The organism is Mesorhizobium sp. M6A.T.Cr.TU.017.01.1.1 (genome assembly GCF_004023115.1).
In the GTDB taxonomy this organism is placed as follows: domain Bacteria; phylum Pseudomonadota; class Alphaproteobacteria; order Rhizobiales; family Rhizobiaceae; genus Mesorhizobium; species Mesorhizobium mediterraneum.
In genome coordinates, this window is sequence record NZ_RZTA01000173.1 from 1 (window position 1) to 8911 (window position 8911).

Consider the following 8911-nt stretch of genomic DNA (forward strand, 5'->3'; position numbering starts at 1 on the left):
CTCTTCACCGGGCGCAAGGCCGACCGCCGCGCCATGGCAGATCACTTTGAGGCCGCCGCATGAACTCAATGACGCCTATAGCCGCATGAAGACCACTGGGAGGAAATCGACATGAAAGCTGAAATGAACCGACGCATGTTTATGATCGCTGCCGGCGCATTTGCCGCCGGAACCGCTGTCCCCGCCTTCGCGCAGGACAAACCAAAGCTGCGTTTCTCGGCCGTGTTCTCGGAACAGGACATCCGGGCCGAGATGATGAAAATGTTCGCTGACGACATCAAGGACGACTTTGCCTTCGAGGGCTACTACGGCGGCAACCTGTTCAAGCAGGGCACCGAGCTTGTCGCCATCCAGCGCGGCAACCTCGAAATGGGCAACATCGCCCCGCAGGACATCTCCAAGCAGATTCCGGCCTGGTCTATCGTCACCGCCGGCTACCTGTTCCGCGACGCCGCGCATCTCAAGGCCTTCTTTGCCAGCGACGCCGGCGCGGAGCTGAAGAAGATGACCGAGGACCAACTCGGCGTGAGGGTGCTCGGCCCCACCTATTTCGGCCTGCGTCAGGTCGGCCTGAAGCCCGATAAGGAAATCAAGACTCCCGCCGACTTGGCCGGCGTCAAGCTGCGCATGCCGGGTGGCGACGCCTGGCAATTCCTCGGCCAGGCGCTCGGCGCGAATCCTACGCCGATGGCCTACGCCGAGGTCTATACCGGCCTGCAGACAGGAGCGATCGACGGGCAGGACAACCCTCTGCCCAACGTCGAGAACATGAAGTTCTACGAGGTCATGTCGCAGATCGTGCTGACCTCGCACCTTGTCGGCTTCGACCTCCTCAGCATCTCGAAGAAGGTGTGGGACGAGATGGGGGCCGAGAAGCAGGCAAAGGTCCTGGCCGCGGCGGACAAGGCGATCGACTTCTCGACAGAGAAACACCTGACGCGCGAGAAGGAACTCGTTGAAACCTTCAAGGGCAAAGGCCTGAAGATCTACGAGCCCGACGTCGCTGCATTCCGCAAGCATGTGCAGGAGCAATATCTTGCCTCTGACCTCGCCAAGGAATGGCCGGCCGGGATGATCGACAAGATCAACGCGCTTTGACGCGACAAAACTCGCCGGCCGGTCCGCTTGTGACCGGCTGGCCCAAACTCGTTTAGCCAGACGACGCCAGGGAGGCATGATGAACCCGGGATTGAGAAAGGTCGGCGGCTGGCTATACCGGCGCGCCGAGAACGCCATCGCCATCGCAGTCGGCGCCATGTTCGCCGCGTTTCTTCTGCAGGTTGCTTTTCGTTACCTTCTCAACTGGCCGACCGGCTGGAGCAACGAGCTCACCGTCGTGCTCTGGATTTGGGTTGTGCTGTTCGGCGCAGCGTTCGTCGTTCGTGAGGAAGAGGAAATCCGTTTTGATCTCCTCTATGCCGCAGTCGGTCCGGACATAAGGCGAGCGATGACGCTCGCCTTCGCGATCGCTCTCGTCGCGCTCTATGGCTGGTCCTTTCCGGCCGTCTTCGACTATGTGACCTTCATGAAGGTCGAGAGCACCGCCTACCTCAAGATACGCTTCGACTGGCTGTTCTCGATCTATCTCGTCTTCGTGGTCGCCGTGATCGCCCGCTACCTGTGGCTCGCGTGGCGTGCTCTCCGGGGCGAAGCGCCGGCGGAATTTGACCCCACGAAAGCGAGTTCCGGCGTATGAGCCTCGCGAGTCCCTTTTCGCTGTCGGTCGTTGCGATCACAGCGCTGGCCCTGCTTGGCCTGCCGATCGGTCACTCGATGATCGCCGGGTCGATCCTCTATCTCTGGCTAGCAGGGCTCGACATGGGCACGTCCGCCGAGCAGCTCCTCAACGGGCTCTACACGAGCTACATTCTGCTTGCCGTGCCGATGTTCATTCTCGCCGCGGAGTTGATGAACGCCGGAACAATGACCGACCGGCTGCTGCAATTCTGCAACGCTGTCGTCGGCCGTTTCCGCGGCGGCCTGGCGCAGGTCAACGTGCTGCAGTCGATCATCTTCGCCGGCATGTCCGGCTCGGCCATTGCCGACGCCGCCGGCACCGGCAAGATGATGCAGCAGCTCATGACCAAGGATGGCAAGTACCCGGCGAGCTATGCCGCTGCGCTGACAGCCGTCACCTCCGTGATCGGCCCGATCATTCCTCCGTCAATTCCGCTGGTCATCTATGCGCTGATCTCGGATGCATCCATCGGCTACCTCTTCATTGCGGGTATCGTGCCGGGCCTTCTTCTCGCCCTGTCGCAGATGATCATCGTCGCCATCGATGCGCGCCGGAAGAACTTTCCGGTCGAGAAGCCGGTGCTGCTCAGGGAACTTCCGGGGATCACCTTGCGAGCGTTTCCGGCGCTGATGCTGCCGGTCGTTCTGCTGGTCGGCATAAGGGGCGGCGTGATGACCCCGACCGAGGCCGCGGCGGTCGCCGCCGGCTACGCGCTGCTCATCTCGGTCGCGATCTATCGCAGCGTGACGCTGGGTCAGCTCTACCATGCGCTTCTCAACAGCGCCCGCACCACGGCCTCCATCGGCATGCTCATCGCCGGCGCCCTGGTGTTCAACTACGTTGTCACGGTTGAGAACATTCCGCAGTCCCTGTCGGTGATCCTGCAGTCCTGGGATCTTTCGCCGATGGGTTTCCTGATCCTCGTCAACATCCTGCTGCTGATCCTGGGCTGCGTGCTGGAGGGCACGACTATTCTGCTGGTGATCGTGCCGGTGCTGATTCCGACGGCGAAGGCGCTCGGTGTCGACATGGTGCATTTCGGCGTGATGGTCGTCGTTAATATCATGCTCGGCCTCGTCACTCCACCCTACGGGTTGCTGCTGTTCATCATGACCCGCATCGCAGAGGTGCCGCTGCGCGACCTGGTGCACGACGTAATGCCGTTTCTCTACGCCATGATTGCCGCCCTGATGCTGATCACCTTCTTCCCATCGCTGGTGCTGTGGCTGCCGCGCCTGCTGGGCTATCAAGGATAGGACCATGACCAAGCCAATCTTCGTTCTCAACGGCCCAAACCTCAATCGCTTGGGCAGCCGCGAGCCGGAAATCTACGGGACGACGACGCTTGCCGAGATCGAGACGATGTGCCGGAAGGCCGCAGACAGGCTTCGAGTCCGCTTTCACCAGTCGAACTTCGAGGGCGAGATCGTCGGCTGGATCCACGAGGCGATCGACGAGGGCGCCGGCATCATCATCAACCCGGCGGGCTTCTCGTTCACCTCGATTGCCATCCTAGACGCACTCAAGATGTTTCCTGGACCGATCGTTGAGCTCCACATTTCCAACATCCACCGACGCGAGGAAATCTATCACAAATCGCTCGTCTCGACGGTGGCGACGGCGGTCATCGCCGGTTTGGGGCCGCGAGGATACGCCACCGCGGTCAATTCGCTGAAGCACCTGATGGAAGGTTAGGTAAGGCCACAGGCAAGGCGTGAAATCCGCAGCGGGAATATACTAACTGGATAGTACGACAATCGTCTCGTCAAGATCGCCAATGGGAAGGAAAAAACATGTGCCCTCCGGGATGCCTGCATTCAATCTGTGAGAAAGCCACACGTAGAGGTCTTCTCAAAACCGGCTTCACTTTGGGCCTCGGCGCCGCCGCCGCGGCGTTTCCTGGCACGCCACAAGCCCAGGCCGCTCCAACGAGCTTCAGCGAGACGGTCGACCTTTCGCACGCGCTCTATGAAGGGTTTCCGACCTTTAGCGGCGAGAAATGGTTCACCGTCGAGCATTTGGTCACCTTCGCAAAGGACAAGGTGAACCTGAACCGCTGGACGATCGTCGAACACAGTGGCACCCATATGGACGCGCCCATCCATTTTTCTGCCGATGGCTTGACGGCCGATCTGATTCCCATCTCCGACCTGATCGTGCCTGTCGCAGTCATCAATATTGCTTCGCGGGCGGCCGAGAATGCGGACACATCTCTCACCCCCGACGATATCAAAGCGTGGGAGACAAAAAACGGGCCTCTTCCGGAGGGATGCTGTGTGGTGATGAATTCCGGATGGCACAAGCTTCTGGACGATCCAAAGTTCACCGGCAATGACGGCGAGAAGAGAAATCATACCCCCGGCTTTCACGTCGAGACTGCGCAATTCCTGATAGGCGAGCGAAATGTTAAGGGCATTGGAGTCGACACCCTCTCCCTCGACACGGGGCTTAATTCGGGCGGGGCATTTCCCGTCCACTACGAATGGCTTGGAAGCGGTCGCTGGGGCGTCGAGTGCCTTGCAAATCTAGACGCGATTCCTGAAGTCGGGGCGCGTCTCTTCCTTGGGATTCCGAAGGTGAGAGGCGCGACCGGCGGGCCGACTCGGGTGATCGCGCTTCTCTAGATCCACCCGGTGGCGACTGCGGTAAAAAGACGATCTGCGGGCTTGAGAGCCGTTTGAAAAATCGAGGGCTGGATGGCCCAGATCGCCAAGAAGACCAAGCGCAATCACCACGGACTCCTCTGCGCGCACGAGTATGACGACGTCTTCGCCGCTTCCATCAACGAGCCCGAGGCGACGGCTATCTTCGCCAACGGATTGGAGCGTGCGGGTATTGGGCGGCGCGACCAGAAGGTGCCGTCGGTCGGTTCGGAGGATCGGGCAGTTCGGGCTGAGCGGCGCAAAGGCCGCGATGCTCTTTCTCGGGTCCGGCCCCGACTGGCCACGGGTCCGTCCTCCTGAATATGACTTCCGCGACGAACTGATTCCGGTGGGTATCCGGATATTCTCGGAGACGCTGGCGGCCTGTCTGGATAACAGCTGAATGCGATCGTCTGCGATGTCCTGCCGACCGATGCCGCCGGCAGAAGTGTGCGGATAAGGTGTCGATGTGACCAAGAGAAAGACAGGCTGCCATTGACAACCTTCCCGTTCAGCGAAGCCACCCCGGTGCAGTTTCAGGCGCTGTTGCCGAAGACATCCGACGTCGTGATCGTTGGCGGAGGCATCATCGGCGTGATGACGGCACTGTTTCTGGCGCGACGGAACATCTCGGTCACGCTTGTCGAGAAGGGCCGCATCGCGGCCGAGCAGTCATCGCGCAACTGGGGTTGGATCCGGCAGCAAGGCCGCGACGCTGACGAACTGCCGATCATGATCGAAGCGCGCCAACTCTGGCAGCAACTTGCCGAAGAGTGCGACGAGGATATCGGTCTGAGGCAGACCGGGATCACATACCTTGCGCGGACCGACACGGAGATGGCCGCGTTTGCTGCGTTCGTGCGGATCGCCGGCGCACACGGTGTCGACACACGCCTCCTCGACCCGAATGAGGTCGTGGATCTGATCCCCGCCATGTCGCGGCGCTACAAGGGCGGAATGATAACCCCGTCGGACATGCGGGCCGAGCCTTGGGTTGCCGTGCCGGCGATCGCTCGCCTGGCCGCCCGGGAAGGCGTCACGATCATCGAGAATTGCGCGGCGCGGATGCTTGACCGATCCGGCGGTCGGATCAGCGGCGTCTGGACCGAGAAGGGCCGCATCGCTACCTCGAATGTTCTCGTCGCCAGCGGCGCGTGGACATCGCTCTTCCTACGCGCGCATGGCATCTCGATCCCGCAGCTCAGCGTCAGGTCGACCGTCGCCGCGACCGAGCCGATGCCCGAGATCTATGCGGGGGCAGCCACCGACGAACACATCGCCTTCCGGCGGCGGCAGGATGGCGGCTATACGCTCGCGTCGGGCGGTGCCAGCCAGCTCTATGTCGGCCCGGACGCATTCCGGCATGCGATCAAATACGTTCCCGCCTTGAGGGCAAATCCCCTGGGCACGCGATACCTGCCGGCGGCGCCAATGGGATATCCGGATGCCTGGTCGACGCCGCGCAAGTGGGACGCGACCCAGGAAAGTCCGTTCGAGCGGATGCGCATCCTGAACCCCGCTCCCGAACCCTCCGGGCTCCGCTCGATCGAGCGCGGGTTCAGGGAGCTTTTCCCTCAGGTCAAGGACGTGCGGCTGAAGGCGAGCTGGGCGGGCATGATCGATGCGATGCCGGACGTGGTGCCCATCGTCGACCGCGTAGCCGAGATTCCAGGCCTCGTCGTTGCGACCGGGATGAGCGGCCACGGCTTCGGCATCGGACCCGGTATAGGCCGCGTCGTGTCGGACCTGATCCAGGGTAACGAGATTGGCCACAACCTCAATCGGTTCCGCATATCGCGATTCAGCGACGGCAGCCCGATCCGATTGGGGCCAGCCCTGTAGCCCCCATGCCGATCATGACGACGGAGCTTGAGGCATGTCGCCGGCGATATGATGGTGCCTGCTACGCAAGGCTCATGCGCTTTGATTTCCGGCATAGCGGTTCATCCCGATGTCCTTCGACGTGGCGCGCCGATGGATTTCCGCCATGGCGGAGTGGAACACCGCGTTCCGTGTCTCCAGTTCGGCGTGCGCGGCGAGGTGCGCCGGGACAAGCTCACGGATCTCGGCCAGTATGGCTGCTTCGTCGATCGTTTGCAGGCGGCCGTCATGGACGACGATCTGCCCCGCTATCATCACCGTTTCGATGGAAGAACCGTTCTCGGCATAGACGAGATGCTTGGCGATATCGTTGAGCGGGGTGAAGCTGAGGGTGGTGAGATCGAGGATCAGCAGATCAGCGGCCTTGCCGACTTCGAGCGAACCGGTGACATTCTCCAGCATGGCACTGCGTGCGCCGCCGATCGTCGCCATGGTCAGGATTTCGTCAGCACGGACCCACTGGTCATAATCCGGGCCGGAAACACTGTGGATCAGCCCGGCCACCCGCATGACGTCGAAGATGCGCGCCGTGTCGTTCGACGACATGCCATCGGTCCCGAGACCAACGGTTATGCCTGCATTCATCAGGCGGCGAATGGGAGCAATGCCGGCGCCGAGCTTCTGGTTGGAAATGGCATTGTGGGCAACGGAGCACCCTGCCTCGCCCATCGTCGCGATGTCCTTGTCGCTCACCCAGACGGAATGGGCGATCGTCGTGTTGCGCGACAGCACGCCGAGATCGCTCATATAGCCGATCAGGCTCTTGCCGTAGACTTCATGGCCGGTCACGGCCTGTGTCTTGGTTTCCAGGATATGCGTGTGTAGCGGCACGCCCATGTCAACGGCGAGTGCATGGCAGGCTTGCAGCAAGTCCGGGGTACAGCGTTGCGGCGCTGACGGTGCGATCATGAAATTGAGCCGGCCGGCCCTGCCATGCAGCGACGCGAAGGCGGAACGGCAGTAGTCCATATAGGCGTCGGTCGACATCGGCGGCCCGAAATCGAGCTTCTGCTGCAGGTGGAGCGGCATCACCTCGCGGGCGTAGGGCAGGGCGTCCAGCGCATGCACGTTCATGGCCGCGCTCGACACATTGGCGCGGATGCCCGCGTCCTCATAGGCCCTGAAGACGGCTGACAGCCGTGAGAGGTCGTGCGCAGGCGGATCGAAGAAGTCGTCGCATATCGTCGTGACGCCGCTGCGCAGCGATTCCATCGCGAGGAGAAGGCTGCGCAGGTAGAGAAGTCGCTCGTCGACGACAGGGCCCATCAGCAGGGGGTAGGCGTAGAGAAGCCAGAGCTCTAGCGGCATGCCTTCATATCGGCCGCGAAAGAAGGTTTCGCCCGAATGGGCATGGGCATTGACGAGGCCCGGCATTACCAGCCGGTTTTGGCCGTCGATTAAGGTGGCATCCGGCGCAGCCACGAGGTTCTGTCCGACGGCAGAGATGCGGCCGTCCTCGATAAGAATGTCGCCTTGGAACGGCTTGCTTCCGTTCCGGGCGCACATCGTCAAAAGGGTGGCGTTCTTGATCAGTGTCTGGGGCATGGGCATGTCCTGCTCGTGTCGCGCTGTACGCGCCCGGCTGCCGGTCCGGTGCGATGCCAGCCTGGTGTCTATTGGTCGCGCAGCTCACCGAAGCCGCTGGCGGCCTTGGTGCCGCCGCGCAGCTGCGTGCTGAGCCAGATGCCGAGAACGGTGGCTATGTAAGGCAAGGCGAGCAGCAGATCGTGCGGGACGCGGTCGCCGAAGGCGAGCTGCGCCCTGATGCCGAGCGCACCAACGACGGCGAAGAACACGGCTGCCAGAGTCGCGCCAATTGGATGACCCGCGCCGAATATGACGGCGGCAAATCCCATGAAGCCGCGGCCGGCTGTCATGTTCTGCGCAAAGATCTGAAGGCTCCCCGCAGCAAGCTCAGCGCCGGCGAGCGCGCAAAGCACGCCGCCGGTCATCAGCGCGACGAGGCGCATTGCCGCTGGATTGACACCCACACCGCGCGCGGCAAAGGGATGCTCGCCCGATGCCGCCAGACGCAGGCCGAAACGGGTTCGCCGCAAGACAACCCACATCGCGAAGACGATCGCCGGCATCATGACGACGAGGATCGAAAGCGACCCGAACGCCCCGAAGGCGGGTCCTATGCGCGGCAGGCCGAAGGGTGCGCTCACTGCGGCCTGCGTTCCAAAAATCGACTGCACGGCAAGCGCGGTTCCTCCGAGGCCGAGCCCTGTAAGCCCGAGGCCGGCAATGATCTGGTTGGCCTTGAGCTTCTCCACCACGAACCAGAACAGGATTGAGCCGAGGACGCACGCCGTGATCGCACCGAAAAGCGCGATCCAAATCGATTGCGTAAGCACGATGCCGAGGATCGTTGCGCATGCGCCGGTAATCATCAGGCCTTCGAGGCCGAGATGCCAGATGCCGGCTCGCTGGGCGATGACGCCGGCAAGGGTCACGTAGATCAGCGGAGTGCCCGACCGCAGGATGGCGATTACGAAGTCTTCCATATCCGTCCTCCGAGTTTTGCTATCCGGTCGACGGCGCTGGATTTCGCGGTGATGAACAGAGCAATGGCTGCGTTGATGATGTCGATTGCCGACGACGGCAGGCCGGCCATGATCGGCAGGTAGAGGGCGGCGGACGCTAGCCC

General features: G+C 62.1%; 9 protein-coding genes. 7 read left to right on the forward strand and 2 right to left on the reverse strand.

All coding sequences use genetic code 11. The features are described 5' to 3' along the window. Nucleotides 1-111 precede the first annotated feature (111 nt). The 7 genes from dctP (at nucleotide 112) to EOB36_RS31725 (ending at nucleotide 6222) form a co-directional block, all read left to right on the forward strand. Nucleotides 112-1098, forward strand: a complete 987-nt coding sequence (gene dctP / locus EOB36_RS31695; protein WP_128286436.1) for a TRAP transporter substrate-binding protein DctP — start codon at nucleotides 112-114, stop codon at nucleotides 1096-1098. Nucleotides 1099-1189: 91 nt separating this feature from the next. Then, a complete protein-coding gene (locus EOB36_RS31700; RefSeq protein WP_348631845.1) occupies nucleotides 1190-1696 on the forward strand; it encodes a TRAP transporter small permease subunit in 507 nt (168 codons plus the stop codon). Continuing rightward, on the forward strand, nucleotides 1693-2994 hold the full coding sequence (locus EOB36_RS31705) for a TRAP transporter large permease (RefSeq protein ID WP_128286438.1): 1302 nt from the start codon (nucleotides 1693-1695) through the stop codon (nucleotides 2992-2994). Before EOB36_RS31700 ends, EOB36_RS31705 begins: the two co-directional genes overlap by 4 nt. Before the next feature lie 4 nt (nucleotides 2995-2998). After that, a complete protein-coding gene (locus EOB36_RS31710) occupies nucleotides 2999-3433 on the forward strand; it encodes a type II 3-dehydroquinate dehydratase (protein ID WP_128286439.1) in 435 nt (144 codons plus the stop codon). Between the two features lie 173 nt (nucleotides 3434-3606). After that, the gene (locus EOB36_RS31715) at nucleotides 3607-4362 is read left to right on the forward strand and encodes a cyclase family protein (protein WP_164897672.1); all 756 of its coding nucleotides are present in this window, start codon (nucleotides 3607-3609) and stop codon (nucleotides 4360-4362) included. A 72-nt stretch (nucleotides 4363-4434) separates the two neighbouring features. Further along, on the forward strand, nucleotides 4435-4701 hold the full coding sequence (locus EOB36_RS31720; protein WP_127203919.1) for a hypothetical protein: 267 nt from the start codon (nucleotides 4435-4437) through the stop codon (nucleotides 4699-4701). A gap of 174 nt (nucleotides 4702-4875) precedes the next feature. Further along, entirely contained in the window at nucleotides 4876-6222 is a 1347-nt protein-coding gene (locus tag EOB36_RS31725; protein WP_128286441.1) for an FAD-binding oxidoreductase, read from the forward strand. 72 nt (nucleotides 6223-6294) lie between these two features. Here EOB36_RS31725 and EOB36_RS31730 read toward each other — a convergent pair whose 3' ends face one another. Both EOB36_RS31730 and EOB36_RS31735 read right to left on the reverse strand, forming a co-directional pair. Further along, nucleotides 6295-7806 (reverse strand): amidohydrolase, encoded by a 1512-nt coding sequence (locus EOB36_RS31730; RefSeq protein ID WP_128286442.1) that lies wholly within the window; start codon nucleotides 7804-7806, stop codon nucleotides 6295-6297. 68 nt (nucleotides 7807-7874) lie between these two features. Then, nucleotides 7875-8768: an ABC transporter permease gene (locus EOB36_RS31735; RefSeq protein ID WP_095483689.1), complete on the reverse strand. Its 894-nt coding sequence runs from the start codon at nucleotides 8766-8768 to the stop codon at nucleotides 7875-7877. Between the last annotated feature and the right edge of the window lie 143 nt (nucleotides 8769-8911).